Genomic DNA, 23,356 nt, shown 5'->3' on the forward strand with positions numbered 1-23,356 from the left:
GGCACTTGCCCTGAGCGCGATGGCCGCCCATGTGCGGGCCCGCACTGATGCTTAAACAGAGGAGTCCGCACAAGTGCCAGAACATAGTTCTTGCGCTTTGTGCAGACTCCTCTGCAAACTACACGGGGCGATGCCCCGTCAGCTGATTAGCAACCGTAGTAGAGCTCGAACTCGTATGGGTTCGGGCGCAGGCTCAATGGCTTGATTTCGTTTTCACGCTTGTACTCGACCCAAGTCTGGATCAGGTCCTCGGTGAAGACGCCGCCTTCGAGCAGGAACTCGTGATCAGCTTCCAGGGCCTTGAGCGCCTCTTCGAGGCTTTCAGGTGCGCGCTGGATTTCCTTGGCCTCTTCGGCAGGAAGCTCGTAGAGGTCCTTGTCGATTGGCTCTGCAGGTTCAATGCGGTTCTTGATGCCGTCCAGGCCAGCCATCAGCTGGGCTGCGAACGCCAGGTATGGGTTCGAGGAAGCATCCGGAGCGCGGAACTCGATGCGCTTCGCCTTAGGGTTCGAACCGGTGATCGGGATACGGATACCGGCAGAGCGGTTGCCCTGCGAGTAAACCATGTTCACTGGAGCTTCGTAGCCCTTGACCAGGCGGCGGTAGGAGTTCACGGTTGGGTTGGTGAACGCGAGCACGGCGTCTGCGTGCTTCAGCAGGCCGCCGATGTACCAGCGTGCGGTATCGGACAGGCCAGCGTAGCCCTTTTCATCGTAGAACAGCGGTTCGCCGTTGGCCCACAGCGACTGGTGCACGTGCATGCCCGAGCCGTTGTCGCCGAAGACTGGCTTTGGCATGAAGGTTGCGGACTTGCCCCACGCGTCAGCGACGTTCTTCACGATGTACTTGAAGAGCATCAGTTCATCAGCGGAGTGAACCATGGTGTTGAACTTGTAGTTGATTTCTGCCTGGCCAGCAGCGCCCACCTCGTGGTGGCTGCGTTCAACCTCAAGGCCAGCCTTGTCCAGCTCGACGCAGATCGCGTCGCGCAGGTCAGCCTGCTTGTCAGTCGGTGCAACTGGGAAGTAGCCGCCCTTGTACGGGGTCTTGTAACCCTGGTTGCCGCCTTCTTCCTTGCGGCCGGTGTTCCAAGGTGCCTCGTCGGAATCGATCGAGTAGAACGCGCCCTGTGGCTTGGATTCGTAGCGAACGTCTTCGAAGATGAAGAATTCTGCTTCTGGGGCGAAGAACGCGGTGTCAGCGATACCGGTCGATTCCAGGTATGCCTCGGCACGTTCCGCAACGCCACGTGGGTCGCGGTGGTACGGCTCACCGGTGCGTGGGTTGATGATCGAGAAGTTGAAGGCCAGGGTCTTTTCCAGGCGGAAGGGATCGATGAAGCCGGTGGTGACGTCCGGGATCAGCTGCATGTCGGAATCAGAGATGCCGGCGAAGCCGCGGATGGAAGAACCATCGAAGAGCTGGCCGTTGACGAAGAAGTCGGCATCCACGGACTTGGCAGGCACGTTGAAGTGCTGCTGTACACCTGGTAGGTCGGTGAAACGGATATCGACGAACTTGATGTCCTCTTCGGCAATATATGCCAAGACTTCTTCTGGACTGGTAAACATGTGCAGGTGACTCCCTGGTGAGATATAAGGTTTGGTAAACGGAACCGGTAGCCGGAATGATCCGGCTGGTCCTCTTGCTTACGTATCAAGCTTACCTATAATCCATTTCTGAATGGTGTCTCTATTGTTTCCAACCTGTTACAAGCGGAGAATCCGGGCGTGTCGTATCGCGCTGATCTGCGCTGATTGCCTGCTGTAACAATCTGACTTGGATACTTGCTACCTGGTTATCGCGTTCTAACTGGCGCACAGAATCGCTGGATAGACTGTATTGGTGGAAAGAAAAGACTTCAGCTCGTGGCTTGAAGGGCCGCCGCAGCATAATACGCAACAATGGCCCGGGCAGGATATGGGGCGCCCCGAGAAGGGCCCCGGCTCCATTGCCAGATTCCCGCGACGGGTCGGTGCACTGCTCTTGGACTGGGGGCTCTCGATGCTGCTGAGCTGGTGGCTGTTTGACAGCCACGATCTGGCAACATTGAGCCTGTTCTGCGCCGGGCAGATCATCGGTGTCGGATTCACCGGGCACACGATCGGGCACCGTACCTTTGGAATGCAGGTGCAGTCGCTGGATGGAACCGCAATCAAGCCGTTGCAAGGCCTGATTCGTTCCTTGCTGCTTTGCCTGGCTATTCCGGCCTTCGTCACCGACAAGGACCAGCGTGGACTGCATGATCGTTTGCCCAAGACCATCCTGGTGAATATCTCCTAGCAATAGATCCGGACAGCAAGAAAGAAGCCGCAACTAGAAATTTCAGTTGCGGCTTCTTTAGTAGTTGTCTTTAGCGTCCGCGCGTAGCGCGGCGGTTTGGACGGACGCGGTTCGGGTCTACGCCCTTGGGGATAGGCAGACGATTCGCGGTCAACGTGCTCAAGCGCTTGTCGATTGCGCTGACTTCCAGCTTCGTAATCGACTTTGGAAGCTTCTTCATTGCCTTGCCGACTTCAGCCAACGGAGTCTGGCCTTCTTCGGAACCAGCGTTGATGATGTGCACGGGAACGTTCGGCAGAACGCGGGCGATGCGCTTGCGCTCGGAAGAGGCAAGCTCACGAACCCGGCTCTTTGGTCCCTCAGTGACCAGGACGATGCCCGGGCGACCGATACCGAGGAACACCAGATCCTGGTGGCGGTTGTAGGCAACTGGTTCCTGCTTCAGGATCCAGCCGCGACGCAGCACGCTCATGGCGGCGCCGGCAGCGCCGGGGCGGCCCTCAAGCTGCGAGAACGCAGCTTTCTCTGCGCGGCGGGACATCACGAACATTGCAGCAAGGAGCGCCAGCGGGATTGCGATGATCAACATCGTGATCCAGTTTTTGATCAAGAAGCCGATGACCAAGCAGACAGCAATGACGGCCAAGGCTGCCAATGCCATCCACCACACGACCATCGGGTCATTGCGGCGAGTCATCTGGAAGACCTGGCCAATTTGCTTCAGGCGGCCCGGTTCTTTGTTCTTCTTCTCAGCTTTTGGTTTACGCGAAAACAAGCCACGCTTAGGCGCGGCTGCGTCGTTGTCGGAGTTTTTGGCCATAGTGCCTTAATTCTACGCGATGAAGTTGATAGTTCTAAGCCGAGCCGGATCGAACACGGCATTTTCAGCTGAATTGCCCATGGACGGGCAGTGGGAAAGCCCCGGAACCCTCGATGGATTCCATCAGGAGTTCCGGGGCCTTAGCCGTGGGGTCCACTGGACCGAGCTACTTGATCAGCGAAGCTGCTTCCTGGCGCGTGTTGCCCGAGGACTCGATATGTGCCAATGCCTCAGGGATTTCGCGGCCCTTCTTGCGCATGGCGCCGGCCCACAGGCGGCCAGCGCGGTAGGAAGAACGGACCAGCGGCCCAGCCATGACTCCGGCAAAGCCTAGTTCTTCGGCTTCTTGCTGAAGCTCCAGGAACTCCTGCGGGGTGACCCAGCGGTCGACTGGCAGATGCAGGTCGGTTGGGCGCAGGTACTGGGTCAAAGTCAGCAGATCGCAGCCTGCCTCATGGAGATCACGCATGGCCTCGGAAATTTCTTCTCGAGTTTCGCCCATACCCAGAATCAGGTTGGACTTGGTGATCAAGCCACGCTTGCGGCCATGGGTGATCACATCCATGGAACGCTCGTAACGGAAAGCCGGGCGGATGCGCTTGAACAGGCGAGGCACAGTCTCTACGTTGTGGGCGTAGACTTCTGGCTCCGAATCGCAGATGGTATCCAGGTTCTCCGGCTTGCCGCTGAAATCGGGGATCAGCAGCTCTACGCCGGTGCTTGGATTCATCTTGTGGATCTGCCGCACAGTCTCGGCATACAGCCAGGTGCCCTCGTCTTCGAGGTCATCACGGGCGACGCCGGTTACGGTGGCGTAGCGCAGATCCATCTTCTTCACGCTCATGGCGACCTTGAATGGCTCTGAGCGGTCAATTGCCAAGGGCTTGCCGGTGGCGATCTGGCAGAAGTCGCAACGGCGGGTGCACTCTGAACCGCCGATCAGGAAGGAAGCCTCGCGGTCTTCCCAGCACTCGAAGATGTTCGGGCAGCCTGCTTCTTCGCAGACCGTATGCAAGCCTTCGCTCTGTACGAGATTTTTCAGGCCAACGTATTCAGGGCCAATGCTCAACTTGGCCTTGATCCATTCTGGCTTACGCTCCACAGGTACGGCAGCGTTGCGCTTTTCTACGCGCAGCATACGGCGGCCTTCTGGTTCGACGCTCATTAAACAGCTCTTTCTTTGGTGAGGGCGTGACTGTCTAGACGACTTGAGGGGTGAGCAGACGCTCTATTTCGGTTTGTACGCGGTCAACGACGTCTTCGGGGGTGACGGTACGGCCGAGTTCTTCGGAAATGGTGGTGACACCTGCATCGGAGATGCCACAGGGGATGATCTGTTCGTAGGCGGAAAGCGCGTTCGAGCAGTTCAATGCGAAACCGTGCATGGTGACACCGTGGTTGATGCGGATTCCAATGGCTGCGATTTTGCGGTCCTGAGCGCCATCTTTGCCCGGTACCCAGACCCCGGAGCGGCCCTTGATCTGGGCCGTCGGAATGCCTAGCTCGCTGACCACGTTAATCAGGGCTTCTTCCAAGGTCTCCACGTAAAGTCGGATTGCGCTGATCTTGCGTAGCTTGACGATGGGGTAGCCAATGAGCTGTCCCGGGCCATGCCAGGTCAACTTTCCACCGCGGTCCACATCCACCACGGGGGTCCCGTCCATCGGGAGATCTTCAGGTTCAGTTCGCTTGCCTGCGGTGTAAACCGCTTCGTGCTCCAGGAACAGGACTTTTGGGGTTTGCGTGTCCGCGGCTACCGCATCATGCAGTTGGATTTGGTAATCCCAAGCTTCCATGTAGGGCACAAATTTTGAGCCTAGTCCGACTCGTTCGAATTCGATCGCCATGACGGCTAGCCTACGCTCTTGAACGATCGGTCGCTAATTCAGAGCCGTCGAATCCATCTGTGGATATCCAGCTTGCAATTTACGATTCTGGGTTACAACGGAGTCATGGATGATTCTACGAATGTTCTAGCGTGGCCGACAAGCCCCGGGCATGTCACGGTAAGGCCGCTAAGTTCCAAGTCACCGTGTAAAGTTTGGCTGATCCGGAGGGAAAACGACCAGTTGTACCTCACGCTAAAACTTAGCCTGACTATGGAAAACATCACTTCGCTTCGCCAAGAGCAGGTAACGCAGTCAAGGAAATATGTCGTTGATTTCTACGGAACCCTGTCGACACAATTGGGCGAGGGGCTGGTTATGGAATATTGCCCCGGTGGCAGCGTGGCTGATCTTGTGGCAAGTCGAAGCGCCTTTGGCCTGGGGGAGTGCGTGACCGCGCTGGCACCCATCGCCCAGACGCTTTCGGTGATGCATGCGCAGGGCCGACGCCATGGAGACTTATCGCCGGCCAATATATTGCTCACTGCCAAGGGAATGCCGAAGATCATTGACTTCCAGGAATCAGCTTCAGCACGGCAGGCGCTCACCGGCTCCGGTACGCCAGGATTCATGGCCCCTGAAATGCAGGCCGGGGTACGGGAAAGCCAAGTTGGAGAGCAGGACGTGTTTTCGCTGGGCGCCTGCTTGTGGTTTCTTCTATCCGGACGGATTCCCGAAGAGGAACTGATGCGTCCACCGGCAAGCGTGATGTTCCCCGGAATCCCTTCGATCATTCATGAACTGTTGATCGATTCGCTGAATCCAGATCCGCAAGCACGACCGACCGCAGATCAGTTTGCTCGAACGTTGTTCGCAAGCTGTCCGGCAGAGCCCATCAGCTGGGAAGGGCATGTAGCTCCAGAAGCTACTCATCTGATGGAGACCATCCATCCATCCGCGGAACAGAATGCTGCGCACAAGCGCTTCAAGCGCCAGGCCGATACCGCAAGCAGGCAGCGAAGCCCCAGCCGCGATGACTCCTGGCATAGCCATCGATTGCGCCGGACCCCCGGGGCCGTGAAATTGGCCGGTGCCGCAGCACTGGGCTCGTTGGTTATTATCGGGAGCCTCGTGGGCGTCAATCATTTCCGTGCGGCTGTGGCCACCGAAACGACTGCGGCTACGGCAGTACCGTCAGCAGAGCAAAGCTGCAGAATTGAAGACGGGGCGCACGTTCCAGCTTGTGCCTTGAATCGGGACACCGTGATCTCTGCATTCCTCGCGCTTTCAAGAGAGCGCGATGAAGCGATGGAGCAGCTGGCGGGGGAGAAGCTCAAGGGGCTCTACACTTCAGGAGCGGAGCAGCTGCAACGAGATCTCGAAACAATCGATCAGCTTCGGAAATTGGGTTTGGAATTTGCGGGATTGCGCACGAGACTCACGGACGTCACGGTATCGGCGCGTGGGCAGGGGGACTCTGTCATTCTTGCTGCCACTTCTACCCAAGAGGAATACCGCTACGTGGATGCCCGCGGAGCCACGGTTCACGCCGTCCAGGCCGCGCAGCCGCAACGCATCGAAGTGGAACTAGTGCTGGAAGACGAGCGCTGGAAAATTGGCAAGGTATTGCGCCGTTAAAAGCGAAACGGCGGGAGGTGCAACCACAGCTTGCTCCAAGCTGATGGTTGCGGCTCCCGCCGTCAATGCTAATGCTGATTAGTTCCAGAGTACCGCGATGGCGATGTTGATCAAGGCCATGCCACCCACGGCGTGAGCGATCCCCGTAGGAACTTCCTCGCCGTTCTTCATCTTCTTCCGGCCAAGGAACGCTGCCACCAAGATAATGATTGCAATCAGCGACTTGATTCCAATCTTCATGTGGTTTGGCGAACCGTCGCCAGCCTCGAGAATACCGACCATGGCCAGACCCGTAACGACCTGAACGATAGCGCCATACCACTGCCATACGGAGACGGTTGGAGTCTTGAAATTAGCAAGCCAGCCGCCGAAGATAGCTGCTGCACCCAAGATATGCACGAATATCAGGATTGAAAGAAGAATAGTCATGATACTAGCCTAATCTATTTTCGACTGATCGTAGAAAACGCAGAATCGCCCCTGTCGAATCAACGACAGGGGCGATTATCTACCTAGGCTGCGAAAGCGAAAGCTGGATCTTTACAGTCCCAGTTCGCCTTCGAAAGCGCCGCCTTCAAGGCGAGCCTTGACGGTCTGCAGGAAGCGGCCTGCATCGGCACCGTCTACCAGACGGTGATCGTAGGTCAGGCACAGGTACATCATGTGGCGGATGGCAATCGAATCGTTGCCCTCTGCGTCGGTAACGACCATTGGACGCTTCACGATCGCACCGGTGCCCAGGATGGCTACCTGTGGCTGGTTGATGATCGGGGTGTCGAACAGTGCGCCAACCGAACCGATGTTGGTGATCGAGAAGGTGCCACCGGAGAGCTCATCCGGACCGATCTTGTTGCTGCGGGTGCGTGCAGCAACATCAGCGATACGCGAAGCCATGCCAGCCAGGTTCAGATCGCCAGCGTTCGATACAACAGGAACCAGCAGGCCCTTGTCGGTGTCGACTGCGAATGCCAAGTGCTCGGCATTGTGGTAGGTGATCTTCTGGGTCTCTTCGTTGTACTCGGCGTTCAACTTAGGGTGTGCCTTCAGGCCCTCGGCAACAGCCTTGGCGATGAATGGCAAGTAAGTGAGGTTCACGCCGTTGGTGGCCTTGAAGTTGGCCTTTGCCGAAGCACGCAGCTTCACGATGCGGGTCATATCGATCTCGTGGACCTGGGTCAGCTGAGTCGATACGTCCAGGGATTCGCGCATGCGGCGAGCGATGACCTGGCGGATACGTGGAGCCTTCTCATCGGTGCCGCGCAGCGAGGAAACCTCAACTGCAGGAGCAGCTGGCTTCGCGGCGGCAGGAGCAGGGGCGGCAGCTGGTGCAGCAGCTTCCTGGGCGGCAACAGCGTCCAAGACATCCTGCTTGCGGATGCGACCGCCAACGCCGGTACCCTTCACCGAAGCAATGTCGATGCTGTGCTGGTTAGCCAAGCGGCGGACCAGTGGGGTGACGTAGCCGGACTCATTGGTTGCCTCAGCGGCAGGTGCCTCTTCCTTTGCAGGAGCGGGAGCGGCCGGAGCGGCAGGTGCCTCTTCCTTAGCGGGAGCCGGAGCGGCCGGAGCCTCTTCCTTTGCAGGAGCCGGAGTAGCGGCAGGTGCTTCTTCCTTGGCTGGGGCGGCAGCTGGAGCAGCGCCAGCTGCACCGATAACAGCCAGAACAGCGCCAACTTCAGCGGTCTCATCTTCTGGAACGCGAATTTCCAGCAGGGTACCTGCAACGGGGGAAGGAACTTCGGTGTCAACCTTGTCGGTGGAAACCTCAAGCAGTGGCTCGTCGACGGAGACTTCCTCGCCAACTTCCTTCAGCCAGCGGGTGACGGTACCTTCGGTAACCGACTCGCCCAGAGCTGGAAGGGTCACGTCGGTGCCTGAAGCAGCGCCGGCGGCTGGTGCAGCTGCTGGAGCTTCTTCGGCTGCAGGTGCTGCTGGTGCTTCTTCAGCGGCTGGTTCGGCAGGTGCTTCTTCAGCAGCCGGAGCTGCTGGTGCAGCTTCGCCAGCGCCGGAGCCATCGCCAATGCGAACCAGTGGGGCGCCAACTTCAGCGTCCTCGTCTTCGGCTACGAAGATTTCCTCGATGATGCCGGCAACCGGCGAAGGAACTTCAGTGTCAACCTTGTCGGTGGAAACTTCCACCAACGGCTCGTCTACCTCTACACGGTCGCCGACCTGCTTCAGCCAGCGGGTTACCGTACCTTCGGTAACGCTTTCACCCAGTGCGGGTAGGTTTACGGTTTCAGACATCGTCCCGTATCTCCTTGTTTTATAAAGCTTGAAAAGTGGTGGGAGGCGTTGCCTCCGAGCCTAGTGCATACAGGCAGCGCGTTGAACTAACGCGCTGCCTGTATGACCAAAGCGTGATTAACCGTGCAGCGGGGCGCCGGCCAAAGCCATTGCGGCTTCGCCCAGGGACTCGTTCTGGGTTGGGTGTGCGTGGATCAGCTGCGATACGTCCTCTGGGTAAGCTTCCCAGTTCACGATCAGCTGGGCTTCACCGATCTGCTCGCCAATGCGGCCGCCGATGCCGTGAACGCCAACGATTGGGCCGTTCTTGACGCGAACCATCTTGATGATGCCGCTGGTGCCCAGGATCGAGGACTTGCCATTGCCAGCCAAGTTGTACTCGGTGGTTTCAATCTGGTCGGCACCGAACTTCTCCTTGGCCTTCGGCTCGGAGTAGCCCACGGAAGCGATCTCTGGCTCGCAGAAAGTCACCTTCGGGATGTTGATGTCCTCGACGATGGTTGGCTTCATGCCGTGGATTTCCTCGGCTACGAAGCGGCCATGCTGGTAACCGCGGTGTGCAAGCTGTACGCCTGGAACGATGTCGCCGATTGCGTAGATGTTGCCAACGCCGGTGTGCAGGCGCTCATCGGTGATCACGAAGCCGCGGTCAATGGTGATGCCCTGCTCTTCGAAGCCGAGGCCCTCGGTTACCGGACCGCGACCCACTGCAACCAGAACGATCTCTGCTTCCAGGACCTTGCCGTCAGCCAGGGAGACCTTGGCGCCGTTAGCATCCTGCTCGACCTTCTCGAAGAAGACGCCGGTGTTGAACTTGATGCCGCGCTTCTTGAAAGCGCGCTCCAGGTTCTTGATGATGGCTGGGTCCTCGTTCGGAACCAGCGAAGGCAGGCCCTCGACGATGGTGACGTCGACGCCGAAGGACTTCCATACGGAAGCGAACTCGACACCGATGACGCCGCCGCCGAGCACGATGGCGCTCTTTGGCAGGTCTTCCATGTTCAGTGCTTCGGTGCTGGTCAGTACGCGGCCGCCGATTTCCAGACCCATGGTCTTGGAGGTGGAGCCGGTAGCCAGGATGATGTACTTGCCCTTGTAGACGGTGCCATCAACATCGATGGAATCCTGGGAGACCAGTCGGCCGTTACCGGTGATAACGTTGACCTTCTTCATCTTCAGCAAGCCCTGGAGACCCTTGTGCTTTCCAGCAACAATGTCTTCCTTGTACTTGCGCACGCCAGCCAGGTCGATCGACTCCAGCGAGGAGTTGATGCCGAACTTGGCACCCTCGCGAGCGTTCTCGGCCAGCTCTGCTGCGTGCAGGTAAGCCTTGGTTGGGATGCAGCCGGTGTGCAGGCAGGTGCCGCCCAGCTTTTCCTTCTCGATCAATCCAACGGTGTAGCCCAGCTGGATGGCGCGCAATGCTGCCGAGTATCCAGCGGATCCGCCGCCGAGGATGAGGACATCAAATTCTTGCGTTGCTGCCGAATCGGCCACGTGAACGCTCCCTCGTATTCGCTTAGTGAGGCCGGCTTAGGCCGACCAGGGGATCGGGTGTGGACTTCCTGGAGCGTGACACATGCGGGCGCGCACCATTAATCCACGGTGATGTTTCAAAACTTACCTTAGTACCGTCCAATGGTTGCAGTCACCTTCGGGGCATTAAAAGTCAGGTATGTCTCTTATTTTTAAACTCATCCCGGCATCGTGCAGATAGTTCTGGCGATACCAGGATGAGTTCCAGGACACAGGAACTGCCATTAGTCCTGCGTTGCTGCGGCTAGTTTGCTGCAGCGAGCTGCTCTGCGTAGGCAACTAGGGTGCGTACCTGGGAGCCGGTGCCGTTCTTCGGAGTGTAGCCCCAGGCGCTGCCTTCGTTGAACGCAGGACCAGCGAAGTCGATGTGGGCCCAAGGGATCTTCTTGCCGTCCACTTCACCGACGAACTCTTCGAGGAACACGGCGGCAGTCATCATGCCGCCCATGCGCTCACCGATGTTCGCCAGATCGGCAACCTGCGACTCGATGGACGGGCGCAGCTCCTCCGGAAGCGGCATGGCCCAAGCCAATTCGCCCACCTTGTCCGAGACGGCAACCAAGTCGCTGGCGACCTGCTTGTCGCCCATGACACCTGCGGTGCGCAGGCCCAGGGCCAGCATCTGGGCGCCGGTCAGCGTAGCGATGTCGATCATGACATCCGGCTTCTCCAAGCTGGCAGCTGCCAGGCCATCGGCCATGACCAAGCGGCCTTCGGCGTCGGTATTGAGCACTTCAACGGTCTTGCCGCCGAACATGGTCAGCACATCGCCCGGACGGGTCGAGGCGCCGCCAGGCATGTTTTCTGCCAGGCACAGCCAGGCAGTGACCTTGACATTCAGGCCAAGCTCGGCGACTGCGGCAACGGTCTGGAAAACCGCGGCGGCACCGGACATGTCGGACTTCATGGCGTGCATGCCGGCAGCAGGCTTCAGCGAGGTGCCACCGGTGTCGAAGGTAATGCCCTTGCCGATCAAGGCGATGTGCTTGGCGGCCTTCGACGGCGCGTATTCGATCTTGACCATGCGCGGCTGGCGAACCGAACCGCCGCCAACACCGATCAGGCCGCCGAAGCCGTCCTTGGCAAGGCGCTTCTCGTCGAAAATGGTGACCTTCAGCGGCAGGGACTTGGAGTGGTCCTTCACTGCTGCGGCGAAGGACTCCGGGTACAGCACGTTGGCTGGGGCGTTGATCAGATCGCGGGTGCCGCGTACTGCGCGGCCCAGGATGGCAGCGCGCTTGAGTACTGCTGGCAGGTCCTTGGACGTCGCTACCGAGGTGACGATCTGGGCTTCGGCCAGTACCGGCTTCTCGCTCTTCTTCGAACGGTGGTTCTCGTAGCGGTAGCTGCCCAGCGCGATGCCTTCTGCGATGGCGGCCACGCGCTCCACGCTGTCAGCAGGCAGGGCGAAAATGGCGCTCTTGGCGTTGCTCAGCTGGCGGGCAGCCGAACCGGCGGCACGGCGCAGCTTCTCCTCGGTCAGATCAGCTAGCTCGTCAACGCCCAGGCCGATGAACTGCAAGGTCTTGGTCTTGGCACCGTCTACGCCTGGCAGCGCGGTGATTTCGTCGGCCTTCCCGGCAACGCCCAAAGCTGAAAGCGACTGCTCCAGGGAAGTGGTGGTTTCGGCGGTGAATGGGGATGCCGCGATGGACACCTTTTCGCCGTTCTTGAGTACACCCAGGATGAGGGTGTCAGCGCTCTTGCGCTTGATGTCGGCGCCAATGGCGCTCAAAGTGAGATCACTGGAGTTGATCACAAAATCATTCCTTCTATGCCTTTGTAGGGTCTAAGGTCGCGACAGCCCCTGTGGTTTTCCGGAACAGGTCATGCCGGCGGGCTGTGCGTCTCCTACCCCAAGGTTATCCGAGGTTCCGCGTCATCGTGCGTTACTTCACAGCGAGCGAAAGCCAAGTAGCGATAAGATGGACCATTGATCTGTACTTGAAGTGCAGTCCCAGCCGATGGTTGCCGCTCCCGCTTTGCCGGATGCCGACCCTGAATGAGGAGAATATGTCCAAGGAATCGTTGATGACGCTGGTCGCAGACGACTTGGATGACTCGCGCCTTCAAGGTCTTGGCATGTTCGTCTCGCTGAAGAGCATCAGCGATGCCGGGCATAACCATTCGCAGGTCTCCAACGAGCTTTTCGGACGCCTCGACTCGGAGCTCTTCGCCACTTTCGACGCCGATGAGCTGATCGCCTACACCTCCCAGCGCCCGCGGGTCTCTTTCCTGGGTGACCACTTCGCTGGATACCAGGCTCCACGCATGGAGATCTACCTGATGACCGATGAGATGGACCGCAAGTTCTGGTTCCTCACCGGTGTAGAACCCGACTTGAAGTGGGAACGCGTGATCGCGGAACTGCATTCCTTCATTGAAGCCTTCAACGTATCGCTGGTTGTGGGGACCGCATCGTTGCCGATGCCGGTGCCGCATACCCGCCCGGTAGGCGTTACCGCACATGGAAACCGCAAGGATCTGATCGAGAACATCTCGACGTGGAGCCCTACGGTGGAATCGCCAGCAGGTCTGGCCTCGCTGCTCGAAATTCGCCTGAGCGAAGCTGGCCGTGATGTCGTGGGATACTCCCTGCACACCCCGCACTACCTCGCCGAATCCGAGTACCCGGCCGTTGCCGTTGCGACGCTGGAATACGTAGGAGCGGCACTGAAGCTGGCTTTGCCAACGGACAAGCTGCGTGAGGCAGGTCGACTGGTCGACCAGCAGCTAGCCGAACAGCTTGAAACCAATAGCGATGTTCGCCAAATGGTCGACGGATTCGAAGAACGGTTCGATGCGCATGCCAAAGAGCATGAACCGCGCTCGCTGTTGCTGGATGAAGACGAGCAGATGGCGGATGCCGAGGAATTGGGCGCCAGCGCCGAGCATTTCCTTGCGGCCATTGAGAGCACTGAAGATTGGTTGAAAAACGGTCACATCGAACCGTTGCCAGGTGATCACGACCAGTGAGCCAGGCCCATCTGAATTCACCAAAGTCGTGGGTTGTCTTCGGCTTCGCAATTCTTGCCTACATTTCTGCAATTTCGCAGCGCACCAGCTTCGGCGTCGCTGGCATCCAAGCCACCGAACGATTTGATGCCAGCGCGCAGATTTTGGCGACCTTCTCCGTCGTGCAGCTGGTTGTCTATGCCGGCGCGCAGGTGCCCGTAGGGCTGCTGCTGGATAAATTCGGTCCGCGCATCCTGATTACCTGCGGCGCCCTGCTGATGGCCGCAGGTCAAGCGTTCCTTGCGATTTCAGTCAACGTCCCCATGGGGTTGGCCGGGCGCGTCATGGTTGGCATGGGCGATGCGATGGTCTTCGTATCGGTGCTCAAGCTGTTGCCCCTATGGTTCTCCGGCTCGCGAATCCCGGTGCTGACCCAGCTCACCGGTACCTTCGGCCAGCTCGGCCAGCTCATCAGCCTCTTTCCTTTCCATATGATCTTGCTGGGCGTCGGCTGGTCCGCGGCGTTCTCGGTCATGTCCGGTTTCGCTTTTGCCACCTTCATCACCACGATCGCTTTCGTGCGCAATGGCAGGACCTGGGAAGGGTCCGGCCAGGGGGAGCAGGAGACCGGCTCGCGGATCGCCCGGGCCTGGAAACAGCCAGGAACCCGTTTGGGGTTCTGGACCCACTTCTCCACGGCATTCATGATCAACACCTTCATGATGACCTGGGGCTATCCTTTCCTTGTCGAAGGCCAAGGCATAGACGGTGCGCTGGCATCGGGCTTGATGGCGGTGTTCGTTGTCGTTTCCATCGTGGTGGGACCGATCCTCGGCGCCCTGACCTCGCGCCATGCCAGCCAGCGTTCCAACTTTGCCCTGGGCATTGTCGGCTCAATCCTGGTGATGTGGGCAGTCGTCCTATTCTGGCCAGGGCAGGCCCCGCTATGGATTCTGGTGCTATTGATGATCGCCATTGCCGCCGGTGGCCCGGCCTCCGTAATCGGCTTCGACTTCGCCCGAACGTTCAACCCGCCGCAGGTGCTGGGAACGGCCACCGGCCTGGTGAACACCGGCGGGTTCATAGGTGCCTTTGTCACGATCTACGTCATCGGATTCATCATGGACATGCTGTATAAGGCCAACGGCTCGGTGGGCGAGCTCTACAATCTTCAGGCCTTCCGCGTGGCCCTGTCAGTCCAGTTCGCCATGGCATTGCTCGGTATGGTGTTCATGGTCGTTGAACGCCGCAAGGCGCGCCGCTTCCTCGCCGAGCAGTAAGCCCGCACCGGGGCGATCCGAAAGGTTCTCCACAGCTCGCAGCCTCTGACCTCATGCGCCTAGCGCAGCGTTGCACCGTGGAGCCATGACAACTACACCGGAACGCCACCCTCTCTCGCTGTCCAGTTGCGAGGACATCTTGGCGTATGTGCCCCATACCCTAGGTTTCTATCCTCAGAATTCGGCCGTGCTGATGCTGATAGACGAGGACCATCTGGAAGCGACCTTGCGAGTTGATCTGCCCGAGGAAAACACCGCGGCGGAACGCGGGACGTGGACCGCGCAGCTGCTGAGCCTGCTAGAACGAATGCCCCATATCCAAGGGGTGGTTCTGGTGGTCTATGCGCCTGAAGGAACGTCGGCCGGCTCCGGTATTCCCTACGCGGATCTGGTCGCGCAGCTAGAGCAGGGGCTGACAAGCAAAAAGGTCTTGCTGCGTCACAGCTGGTGCCGGCAGGATCGTGTGGTCTGGAACTACGCGACCGATGATTACGCAGAGCCGACCCCCGTGCGCCCGGTGGAAACGAACGAAACGCATTTGTCGTTGGTCTTCGCCGGGTCGGCTCCGTTGGACATTCCATGGGACGGTAGCGGAATCCCGCAATGGCCGCAGGCTGCTGAGATCCTGAAGATCATCTCGAATCAGCAGCACAACGTCGTCAACTGCTTGGAAGCGTGGCTGCAGACCATGGACCTGGCTGAGCCGGAAGCCCGGGCCTGGATTCACGATGAGCATGAGCACGCCGCATTGCTACTGGGTTCCTTGGAAGTGAAAATCGTGCGTGACCTTCTTCCGTACCTGGCTGGTCAAGGACTCGAAGCATCACTGGATGTGCTGTTCGGCGTGATGCGCGGGGATCGCGAAGCTGCCGCCGCGCCGTTGACCAACTATTTGCTGGGACGTGGTTGGCATGCTCCGGACTGGCAGCGGATTGACCGGTTGTGGCTGGTCGCCAGAGACCTGCTCGGCGTTGCTGAAGGCAACGCGCGGCAGGCCCTGCTGTGCATTCTTGCGTGGATCGAGTGGGCGCGAGGCAGGGGAACCATGGCGTTGTGCCTGTTGGGGCGATCGGTCGAGGAAAACCCGAATTACGAGCTGGCCAGGCTGCTGCAAAAGCTGATGTCCCATGGAATCATGCCAGAATGGGCGACCGACCAATTGCGGGCATGGCGTGCTAGTTTCAGCTGAGCAGCAACAGCCGGAGTGTCTCAAGTGGTGTCCTGGTGGCAATTCATGGATAATGGGACAACAGACCCGGTTAGGTTCGAATTGCCTGTGTCTTGAAATCTCCGGATTTCGGGAACATTAGGCGGGCTTGATGCGTTGATATTAACGTGCCAGCCCTCGGTGTTTAGTCAATGATTAAACGCCATCGGACTTGACAGGGTCATAGTGGTGTTACCGGCAGGTGCATCCGGAACGCATCGTTAGAAAGGTTATTCGTGTCATCTTCTGAGACGAACGCTAATCGCAAAGCAACTGAGGCCGAGGTTGAAGCGGCCGAGGTCGAGGCAGCCGCCCCTGCAGCGAAGAAGCGCGCTACCAAGGCCAAGCCTCGGACTAAAAAGGTCGCTGCTGAAACTGCAGCGCAAGACGAATCAACCGGAGCGTCGGCTGACGCCGATGACGATGTTGAGCAAGGCACCGATTCGAAGGACTCGAAGTCTGACGATGATTCGAAGGGCTTCACCCTTTCAACCGGTGACGATGATGCTCCACAGCAGCAGGTCATGGTCGCTGGAGCGACCGCTGACCCAGTCAAGGATTACCTGAAGCAGATCGGCAAGGTCGCGCTGCTGAACGCTGAGCAGGAAGTTGACTTGGCTCTGCGCATCGAAGCGGGCCTGTTCGCAACTGACAAGTTGGAAAAGGACGACGGCTCGATGGACCAGCGCTTGCGCTGGGACTATGAGCAGATCATCCACGACGGCAAGATCGCCAAGAACCACTTGCTGGAAGCCAACCTTCGCCTCGTAGTTTCGCTGGCCAAGCGCTACACCGGCCGCGGCATGCTGTTCCTGGACCTGATCCAGGAAGGCAACCTTGGCCTGATCCGTGCAGTGGAAAAATTCGACTACACCAAGGGCTTCAAGTTCTCGACCTACGCCACCTGGTGGATCCGCCAGGCAATTACCCGTGCCATGGCTGACCAGGCACGTACCATTCGTATTCCAGTGCACATGGTTGAAGTCATCAACAAGCTGGCACGTGTCCAGCGCCAGATGCTCCAGGACCTGGGCCGCGAACCAACCCCAGAAGAGCTGGCCAAGGAATTGGACATGACCCCTGAAAAGGTTGTCGAAGTCCAGAAGTATGGTCGCGAACCAATTTCCTTGCACACCCCATTGGGTGAAGACGGCGACTCCGAATTCGGTGACCTCATTGAAGACTCGGAAGCAGTAGTCCCAGCCGATGCAGTTTCGTTCACCTTGTTGCAGGAGCAGCTCCACTCGGTGCTCGACACGCTCTCAGAGCGTGAAGCAGGTGTGGTGGCCATGCGCTTCGGCCTGACCGATGGCCAGCCTAAGACCTTGGATGAAATCGGCAAGGTCTACGGTGTGACTCGTGAACGCATTCGCCAGATCGAGTCCAAGACGATGTCCAAGCTTCGTCACCCATCGCGTTCCCAGGTACTGCGCGATTACCTAGACTAAGAATCTGAGGATGTGGCCAGTAGTTCATTCATTGAACTGCTGGCCACATTTTTTATTTGCCGTTAATGCAAGAAGAAGGTGACCCAGAATTGGGTCACCTTCTCGAATTAGTGGCTGGCAACGAGTTTAGTCGTTGGCGTCCACCTTGGGCTTTTCATAGAGTCGCGAGGACTCATCCTGCCAGACCGAAGTCTGCGGACGCAGTTTCGGTTCTACATCGCGGGCATGGTGAGCGCAGAAGAGCAACTCACCGCCTGTCGAAGCCAGCACGGCTCGCACGTAGGCCTGTGCGCCGCAGCGGTCGCACCGGTCGAGGGCGTTCAGTTCACGACTAGCGGTCGTAGTAGTCATTGCCAGCCTCCTAAAGTTGATGGTTACTCTATACAACCAGCTTGGGCTCCGACTTTATCCCGATTTGCCTGTTCTTTCGCTCACCGCGTAGCGCATGTGGATAAGGTCATAGGAGACCGGCGTGCTGGGCAGCACCGGAAAATAGCGGGTATTCGAACACATTAACGATTAGAATATGGAATAAGACGTACTTTCTCATGCAAGTAGGAGACAACAGCTCAGTGGCTTCATCCGACAATTACAGCGCCCGGCACCTTTCGGTCTTGGAAGGCCTGGAAGCGGTTCGTAAGCGCCCAGGCATGTACATCGGCTCCACCGACTCCCGTGGCTTGATGCATTGCCTCTGGGAGATCATCGATAACTCAGTTGACGAAGCGCTGGGCGGTTTCGGCCAGGCAATTGACGTCATCTTGCACTCTGACGGCTCCGTTGAAGTCCAGGATGACGGCCGCGGCATTCCTGTCGATGTTGAACCCAAGACAGGCTTGAGCGGTTTGGAAGTTGTCTTCACCAAGCTGCACGCCGGCGGCAAGTTCGGTGGCGGCTCCTACAGTGCTTCGGGCGGTCTGCACGGCGTGGGCGCCTCGGTCGTCAACGCCTTGTCGGCCCGTTTGGACGTCGAAGTTGACCGCGGCGGCAAGACCTACGGCCTGCAGTTCCGTCGTGGAGAGCCAGGCAAATTTACCGATAAGGGCCGCAAGAAAGCGGACGCTTCTTTCAAGGCCCATGAGACGGCGACGGCTCCGGGCGTTATCGGCAAAGCCAAGCGGGGCGTGACTGGAACGCGCATTCGCTACTGGGCGGATAACCATATCTTCACCCCGGATGCGAAGTTCTCCTATAAGGATTTGCAGGATCGAGCGCGCCAGACCTCCTTCTTGGTTCCTGGGTTGCGCATCACCCTGCGCGATGAACGTGGATTACCGGATACCCCGGGTGCGGACGGGCCTCATGAGGAAGTGTTCCAGCATGATGGCGGCATCAGCGAGTTCGTCGACTATCTGAGCAGCGACTCGCCGGTCACGGACATCTGGCGTTTCCATGGCAGCGGATCGTTCCATGAAAAGGTTCCGGTCATCGATGGCAGTGGTCGCAGCCATATTGAAGATGTGCAGCGTGTCTGCGAAGTTGACGTCGCGGTGCGTTGGGGAATCGGCTACGAAACCTCGCTGCGCAGCTTCGTGAATATCATTGCGACCCCCAAGGGCGGTACGCATACTGCCGGCTTCGAACAGGCCATGCTCAAGTCCTTCCGCAAGAATGTGGAGGCCAATGCGCGGAAGCTCAAGTTCGGCCAGAAGGACAAGCTGGAGAAGGACGACGTGCTGGCGGGCATGACTGCCGTGCTGACCGTCCGACTGGCAGAGCCGCAGTTCGAAGGGCAGACCAAGGAAATTTTGGGTACACCGCAGGTGCGCCAGATTGTTTCCAAGGTGCTGGAGAAGGCACTCAACGACCGACTGGGATCCAATAAGCGCAACGAGAAGGCTGAAGCGTCCACGCTGCTGGAGAAGGTCGTCAACGAGATGAAATCTCGCGTGTCGGCACGTATGCACAAGGAAACCCAGCGTCGCAAGACCGCTTTGGAGTCTTCTTCGCTGCCAACCAAACTGCTCGATTGCCGCAGCAAGGAAGTTGGAAAGTCTGAACTGTTCATCGTCGAGGGCGACAGCGCATTGGGCACTGCCCGTCTCGCGCGCTCCAGCGAGTACCAGGCGCTGCTGCCAATTCGAGGCAAGATCCTCAACGTGCAAAAAGCCTCGATTTCGGACATGCTCTCGAACGCGGAGTGCGCAGCGATGATCCAGGTGATTGGGGCCGGTTCGGGGCGCAGCTTCGACATTGAGCAAGCCCGATACGGCAAGATCATCTTGATGACTGATGCTGATGTTGACGGTGCGCACATTCGGACATTGCTGTTGACGTTGTTCTATCGCTACATGCGTCCCATGATCGAGCACGGTCGCGTCTATGCAGCGGTTCCGCCGCTGCACCGCATTGAGGTGATCAATCCGGGGTCGAAGCAGAATGAGGTTATCTACACCTACTCTGAGGCGGAAATGACCAAGCTGCTGGCCAACTTGGAGAAGGAAGGCCGACGCTACAAGGAGCCGATCCAGCGCTATAAGGGCCTAGGCGAAATGGACGCGGACCAGCTGGCTGAAACCACCATGGACCTGCGTCATCGTATGCTGCGCCGTGTCGGCATCGAGCATGCGCAGGCAGCCGAGGAGGTCTTTGATCTGCTGATGGGCTCCGACGTAGCGCCTCGCAAGAAGTTCATTATCGACGGCGCCGACGATCTTGAACGAGATCGTATCGACGTCTAGAGCAATGCAAACGGCGAAGTCCCTGGCCCTAACGGGGTCCAGGGACTTCGCTGTTTGCGCCAAGAGAGTGCTACCAGTCCAGCAACCGCGGTGCGATGAGCAGGACTGTCGGGCAGATCAGCAACATGATGGTGCTCAGGAGCACTAGTGCGCGCTGCGGGCGGCCCAGCGGATCCTGCGGGGAGAGCAAGCGTTGCAGCCGGCGGGAGGAGACTTCACCATCTGGCATGCCAACTAGGCCGGCACTGGACGAATGATTCTTTGACGACGAATCATCCATTGCTGCGGCGGTGGCGACAGTGACAATGGCTTTGAGCAAAGTGTGCCTATTGACCTTTTCCAGTGCTTTGTCGTCGGCGAGCATTTCTATCAGTTGGCGCACTGCGTCGAGGGCAAGGCGTGAAGTCGGTAGCCAAGGCAACGCTTCGTGCCACGCCGTGAATGCCAGGATCAGCAGATCATGCCGTTGATCCAAATGGGAGCGTTCATGGGCAATAACCGCCTGTTGCTCTTCGGCAGAGAGCTGGGTGAGCAATCCGCGCGATAGCACGGTCACCGATTGCGAAATCCCCGGCACGCAATATGCAACAGGCATGTCGTGATCAATCACTAGGGTATTTGGCCGCGTCTGGGACGGGTTGCTCAAGAGGCGCAGCAGATGCCGGTGCTTGGCTCGTTGGCGAGAGATGCGCCAAGCCGCTCGTATGAGGGTTAATACCAGGTGAAATCCGAAGAGCAGTGCTGCGCTCAAGGCGAACAGGTGCACTTCGCCGGGGTCGGGCACACTGGGATCTCCCATTATCAGGAGCCAGCCGCCATGAAGCGCGGAGATGAGGTCATCGCCCAATGGGGCCAAGCCCCAGACAAGCATCGAGCCGATCATGGAAAGTCCACCGCCTAATGCGATGGCTTGCCAAAGGAGTACCGCTTGCACTGGTGAGCGGGCGGTCCATTTAGCCTTGGATAAAGCCAACGGCGTCGGCCACGCCAATGCGATAGCCAACGCCGCTAGGAAATATGAGGTGAGAAGCACTCAGTCCCCGAAGTTCTTCTAAATTATGCGGACTTTACTGAGTCCAAGATAGCACGCAGGGATGCTGCCTCGTCGGGGGAGATGCCTCCGATGAATCGTGCCAGGACTGCTTCACGGTCCTGGGCGGTGCCCAGGGCGTCGTTGAGCAGTCCAACGGTGTGATCCTCACGGGAGGATGAAGCTGCGTACCGGTGAGGGCGGGTAGTGCGCTCGCGCTCTACCAAACCCTTCTTTTCGAGACGGGCTAGCACAGTCAGCACCGTAGTGACTGCGAGTTCTTTCGCGTCGGTGCCAAGCGCCGCCAAATCATCACGAAGGTCATTCGCGGTGAGTGGTTCTGCAGAATCCCACAGAAGATCCATGACGGAGCGTTCCAGATCGCCAAGGCTGGCCACTAGGTCGTACCTCACTTGCATTAGTTTTGACGCGGTTGCTTGACTCATGGAGTGCAAGCACACTGCTTGGGTTCTTAATTGTAGCCATCTTTCCACAATATTTCTACGGCATGTAAAAGAGAGGGGTGAGTACATGCTTTACCCGTTTCGCAATGAGGTGCGAGAATGTCGCGGGTGAAACTTGTTGACTTGGGTTTTTTAAGAACCGTAGACACAACCCTGTCAATAGGCTTAGTATTTGCGCCCACGTGCGCACTGGCGAAGTTTCCAGTTTCTGAAATTGCTCATCGTCTCGATTTCTACACGCTGTCGAAATCGTCTATGGTGGCCTTGGAGAACTTTTCTACGGAACGTAGAAAAGTGATTGAACTTCGATCCCACGATAGTTGAGGAATCCATGGATGCTCTAGAGATTGCCCGCTGGCAATTCGGCATTACGACGGTCTACCACTTCCTGATGGTGCCCCTGACCATTGGACTAGGCCTGACCGTGGCCACGCTGCAAACCATGTGGCATCGCACCGGCAACGAGCACTGGCTGCGAATGACAAAATTCTGGGGCAAGCTTTTCCTGATCAACTTCATCATGGGCATCGCCACGGGCATTGTCCAAGAGTTCCAGTTCGGCATGGCTTGGAGCGAATACAGCCGCTATGTAGGGGACGTATTCGGAGCGCCGTTGGCCATGGAAGCACTGCTGGCCTTTTTCGTAGAATCTACATTCCTGGGGCTCTGGATCTTCGGCTGGAAGAAGCTTCCCAAACGCGTGCACCTGGCAACCATCTGGTGCGCATCCCTGGCAACGATCTTTTCCGCCTACTTCATCCTTGTTGCGAACTCATGGATGCAGCACCCGGTTGGAACGAAAATAGTTGACGGCCGAGCCGTGATGACCGACGCATGGGCGGTGTTCACCAACAACACGGCGCTAGTGACGTTCCCGCACACTATTTTCGGTGCCTTCGCCGTTGCCGGCGGCTTCCTGCTGGGCATCTCATGGTTCCATCTCTACCGCCGACGCAAAGAAGGCATCGACTCGGTGGATGCCAACGGATATGTTGTCGTGGGCGAAGATCCCAGCCGCGGTAAAAGCCGTGACAAGGTGGACTACCAAGTCTGGATCAAGTCCCTGCGCATCGGCGCCGCGGTAGCAATGGTCGCGTTCCTCGGTGTGGCACTGAGCGGGCACGAACAAGCAAAGCTCATGTTCGAGCAGCAGCCGATGAAAATGGCTGCTGCGGAGGCAGCTTGCCACGATGGAACAGGCTTCTCGGTGCTGTCCTTGGGAGATATCACCGCCAAGGGTTCAACCAACTGCGACAACGTCGTAGCGGTCTTCGAAATCCCGGGCATTCTCTCGTATCTGGCCAATGGGGATTTCACCACCGAAATCAAGGGCGTGAACACGCTGATTCCGGAATACCAGGAAAAATACGGCAAGTACTATCCGAACGATGAATCCTTCGGCAAGTACGCAGGCCAGGAAATCAACTACTTGCCAGTGATGGAAGTGACCTACTGGGGCTTCCGCTTGATGATCACCCTCGGCGGGCTCTCGGCATTGGCTGCTGGCGTTGCGCTATGGATCACTCGCAAGGGCACCGTCCCAGAAAACAAATGGCTCTCGCGCCTTGCCCTGCTAGGCATTGCCGCACCCTTCGGCGCAAACGCCACTGGCTGGATTTTCACCGAAATGGGCCGGCAGCCATTCACTGTAGTCCCCAACCCGCAGATGGGTGGCGTGGACCAGGTGTTCATGTACACCGCAGCATCGGTCTCTCCGACAGTGAGCGCAGGAGAACTGCTCTTCTCGCTGATCGCGCTCACGACAATCTACGGTCTGCTGCTCGTCGTGGAACTGGTGCTGCTCAGCCGCTACATTCGTGGCGGCGTGGCATCGGCAATGCCGGAGCTTGAACCGTCAGATCATTCACCAGCGGACGGCCCCTCGGACCCGGACAACGATGACGACGACGTACTGGCCTTCGCCTACTAGCGGCACGGACT

The 23,356-nt window shown here is 58.3% G+C and carries 20 protein-coding genes; 9 read left to right on the forward strand and 11 right to left on the reverse strand.

Annotated features, from left to right (window positions below; all coding sequences use genetic code 11):
- Positions 1 to 146 precede the first annotated feature (146 nt).
- Positions 147 to 1,571, reverse strand: coding sequence for a type I glutamate--ammonia ligase (gene glnA, locus ACIOU9_RS02900; protein ID WP_105656780.1), 1,425 nt, complete (start codon positions 1,569 to 1,571; stop codon positions 147 to 149).
- A 274-nt stretch (positions 1,572 to 1,845) separates the two neighbouring features.
- Here glnA and ACIOU9_RS02905 point away from each other — a divergent pair, with 274 nt between their 5' ends.
- Entirely contained in the window at positions 1,846 to 2,283 is a 438-nt protein-coding gene (locus tag ACIOU9_RS02905) for an RDD family protein (RefSeq protein WP_400288256.1), read from the forward strand.
- 70 nt (positions 2,284 to 2,353) lie between these two features.
- On the opposite strand, the gene ACIOU9_RS02910 is transcribed toward ACIOU9_RS02905, so the two are convergent.
- From ACIOU9_RS02910 to lipB, 3 genes are all read right to left on the reverse strand, one after another.
- The gene (locus ACIOU9_RS02910) at positions 2,354 to 3,103 is read right to left on the reverse strand and encodes a DUF4191 domain-containing protein (protein WP_105656779.1); all 750 of its coding nucleotides are present in this window, start codon (positions 3,101 to 3,103) and stop codon (positions 2,354 to 2,356) included.
- A 166-nt stretch (positions 3,104 to 3,269) separates the two neighbouring features.
- Positions 3,270 to 4,268 (reverse strand): lipoyl synthase, encoded by a 999-nt coding sequence (lipA, locus tag ACIOU9_RS02915; protein WP_105656778.1) that lies wholly within the window; start codon positions 4,266 to 4,268, stop codon positions 3,270 to 3,272.
- Positions 4,269 to 4,302: 34 nt separating this feature from the next.
- Positions 4,303 to 4,977 carry a lipoyl(octanoyl) transferase LipB gene (lipB, locus tag ACIOU9_RS02920; protein WP_286134117.1) on the reverse strand — a complete coding sequence of 225 codons (675 nt, stop codon included), beginning with the start codon at positions 4,975 to 4,977 and terminating at the stop codon, positions 4,303 to 4,305.
- On the opposite strand from lipB, the gene ACIOU9_RS02925 reads away from it, so the two are divergent.
- A complete protein-coding gene (locus ACIOU9_RS02925; RefSeq protein ID WP_402695982.1) occupies positions 4,969 to 6,567 on the forward strand; it encodes a serine/threonine-protein kinase in 1,599 nt (532 codons plus the stop codon). The two genes, lipB and ACIOU9_RS02925, sit on opposite strands and share 9 nt — an antisense overlap.
- A 78-nt stretch (positions 6,568 to 6,645) precedes the next feature.
- Here ACIOU9_RS02925 and ACIOU9_RS02930 read toward each other — a convergent pair whose 3' ends face one another.
- The 4 genes from ACIOU9_RS02930 to ACIOU9_RS02945 form a co-directional block, all read right to left on the reverse strand.
- Positions 6,646 to 6,996 (reverse strand): hypothetical protein, encoded by a 351-nt coding sequence (locus ACIOU9_RS02930; RefSeq protein ID WP_105656775.1) that lies wholly within the window; start codon positions 6,994 to 6,996, stop codon positions 6,646 to 6,648.
- 111 nt (positions 6,997 to 7,107) lie between these two features.
- A complete protein-coding gene (gene sucB, locus ACIOU9_RS02935; RefSeq protein ID WP_402695984.1) occupies positions 7,108 to 8,814 on the reverse strand; it encodes a 2-oxoglutarate dehydrogenase, E2 component, dihydrolipoamide succinyltransferase in 1,707 nt (568 codons plus the stop codon).
- 117 nt (positions 8,815 to 8,931) lie between these two features.
- A complete protein-coding gene (gene lpdA / locus ACIOU9_RS02940; RefSeq protein WP_105656773.1) occupies positions 8,932 to 10,311 on the reverse strand; it encodes a dihydrolipoyl dehydrogenase in 1,380 nt (459 codons plus the stop codon).
- A 283-nt stretch (positions 10,312 to 10,594) separates the two neighbouring features.
- Positions 10,595 to 12,109 carry a leucyl aminopeptidase gene (locus ACIOU9_RS02945; RefSeq protein ID WP_105656772.1) on the reverse strand — a complete coding sequence of 505 codons (1,515 nt, stop codon included), beginning with the start codon at positions 12,107 to 12,109 and terminating at the stop codon, positions 10,595 to 10,597.
- Positions 12,110 to 12,363: 254 nt separating this feature from the next.
- On the opposite strand from ACIOU9_RS02945, the gene ACIOU9_RS02950 reads away from it, so the two are divergent.
- From ACIOU9_RS02950 to ACIOU9_RS02965, 4 genes are all read left to right on the forward strand, one after another.
- Positions 12,364 to 13,326: a proteasome assembly chaperone family protein gene (locus ACIOU9_RS02950; RefSeq protein ID WP_105656771.1), complete on the forward strand. Its 963-nt coding sequence runs from the start codon at positions 12,364 to 12,366 to the stop codon at positions 13,324 to 13,326.
- The gene (locus ACIOU9_RS02955) at positions 13,323 to 14,585 is read left to right on the forward strand and encodes a nitrate/nitrite transporter (protein WP_105656770.1); all 1,263 of its coding nucleotides are present in this window, start codon (positions 13,323 to 13,325) and stop codon (positions 14,583 to 14,585) included. Before ACIOU9_RS02950 ends, ACIOU9_RS02955 begins: the two co-directional genes overlap by 4 nt.
- Positions 14,586 to 14,670: 85 nt before the next feature.
- Positions 14,671 to 15,774, forward strand: a complete 1,104-nt coding sequence (locus tag ACIOU9_RS02960; protein WP_402695986.1) for a DUF4192 family protein — start codon at positions 14,671 to 14,673, stop codon at positions 15,772 to 15,774.
- Positions 15,775 to 16,028: 254 nt separating this feature from the next.
- Complete coding sequence (locus ACIOU9_RS02965; protein ID WP_332485997.1) at positions 16,029 to 17,240, forward strand: RNA polymerase sigma factor; 1,212 nt, start codon at positions 16,029 to 16,031, stop codon at positions 17,238 to 17,240.
- A gap of 126 nt (positions 17,241 to 17,366) precedes the next feature.
- Here the strand turns inward: ACIOU9_RS02965 and ACIOU9_RS02970 are convergent, their stop codons facing one another.
- A complete protein-coding gene (locus ACIOU9_RS02970; protein ID WP_105656767.1) occupies positions 17,367 to 17,591 on the reverse strand; it encodes a hypothetical protein in 225 nt (74 codons plus the stop codon).
- Between the two features lie 221 nt (positions 17,592 to 17,812).
- Between ACIOU9_RS02970 and ACIOU9_RS02975 the strand changes: the two genes are divergently transcribed.
- The gene (locus tag ACIOU9_RS02975; protein WP_105656859.1) at positions 17,813 to 19,921 is read left to right on the forward strand and encodes a type IIA DNA topoisomerase subunit B; all 2,109 of its coding nucleotides are present in this window, start codon (positions 17,813 to 17,815) and stop codon (positions 19,919 to 19,921) included.
- Between the two features lie 70 nt (positions 19,922 to 19,991).
- Here ACIOU9_RS02975 and ACIOU9_RS02980 read toward each other — a convergent pair whose 3' ends face one another.
- Positions 19,992 to 20,720, reverse strand: coding sequence for a M56 family metallopeptidase (locus ACIOU9_RS02980; RefSeq protein WP_332727150.1), 729 nt, complete (start codon positions 20,718 to 20,720; stop codon positions 19,992 to 19,994).
- Here ACIOU9_RS02980 and ACIOU9_RS02985 point away from each other — a divergent pair.
- On the forward strand, positions 20,643 to 20,822 hold the full coding sequence (locus ACIOU9_RS02985; protein WP_353615986.1) for a hypothetical protein: 180 nt from the start codon (positions 20,643 to 20,645) through the stop codon (positions 20,820 to 20,822). The two genes, ACIOU9_RS02980 and ACIOU9_RS02985, sit on opposite strands and share 78 nt — an antisense overlap.
- A gap of 155 nt (positions 20,823 to 20,977) precedes the next feature.
- Here ACIOU9_RS02985 and ACIOU9_RS02990 read toward each other — a convergent pair whose 3' ends face one another.
- The gene (locus ACIOU9_RS02990) at positions 20,978 to 21,349 is read right to left on the reverse strand and encodes a BlaI/MecI/CopY family transcriptional regulator (RefSeq protein WP_066144398.1); all 372 of its coding nucleotides are present in this window, start codon (positions 21,347 to 21,349) and stop codon (positions 20,978 to 20,980) included.
- Positions 21,350 to 21,746: 397 nt separating this feature from the next.
- Here ACIOU9_RS02990 and ACIOU9_RS02995 point away from each other — a divergent pair, with 397 nt between their 5' ends.
- On the forward strand, positions 21,747 to 23,345 hold the full coding sequence (locus ACIOU9_RS02995; RefSeq protein WP_402695987.1) for a cytochrome ubiquinol oxidase subunit I: 1,599 nt from the start codon (positions 21,747 to 21,749) through the stop codon (positions 23,343 to 23,345).
- The last annotated feature ends 11 nt before the right edge of the window (positions 23,346 to 23,356 follow it).

The sequence above is a fragment of the Glutamicibacter sp. NPDC087583 genome, from assembly GCF_044743685.1.
Taxonomy (GTDB): domain Bacteria; phylum Actinomycetota; class Actinomycetes; order Actinomycetales; family Micrococcaceae; genus Glutamicibacter.